Source organism: Vibrio sp. YT-19(2023), assembly GCF_033337395.1.
Window position 1 is genome coordinate 1 of sequence record NZ_JAWOQN010000620.1, and the last position, 650, is coordinate 650.

Below are 650 nucleotides of genomic sequence, written 5' to 3' on the forward strand. Positions count from 1 at the left end.
GTCCCAAACATCTTGCGCAGTATCCGAAACCGCTTCGCCTAGCTCAGACATTTTGTTGGATATCTCGTCCCAATCTGCATGAGCTGGAGAGGTGAGTAACATAAGTGTGGTTAAGATAACGATCGGCTTTTTCATTAGAGCTCGTCCTAAACGTGGTCGGTTTTATTTCATTTTAGGTGAAATTTGGGATAGGGAAAATTGACGATGATTCTAGGTTGGGATTGACGTCACGAACTCACGTACCCTTGACAAGGGCGTGATAGAAGCACAACAAAAAAGCCCTCAAACCGCAGTTTGAGGGCTTTGTCTCATTGGTTTAGGAGCACTTGTGTTAAGTGGCTTCCTTTCGGCAAATTACTTGCTAACTTTACCTAGCTGTAACCAAGTGTCGATAACGGTGTCTGGGTTGAGTGAAACAGAGCTAATGCCTTGCTCCATCAACCATTCCGCCAAATCTTCATGATCTGATGGGCCTTGACCACAAATACCTACGTACTTGCCAGCTTTGGTTGCAGCATCAATCGCCATTTTCAGCATGATTTTCACCGCTGCGTTACGCTCATCAAACAGGTGAGCCACATCGCCAGAGTCACGGTCTAGACCAAGCGTTAGCTGAGTCATGTCGTTTGAACCGATAGAGAAGCCATCGA

General features: G+C 46.2%; 1 protein-coding gene. It reads right to left on the reverse strand.

Annotation, left to right across the window (positions count from 1 at the left end):
• Nucleotides 1-354 precede the first annotated feature (354 nt).
• A partial coding sequence (locus R7E78_RS27495; RefSeq protein ID WP_318058801.1) for a putative PEP-binding protein occupies nt 355-650 on the reverse strand: 296 nt, incomplete at its 5' end.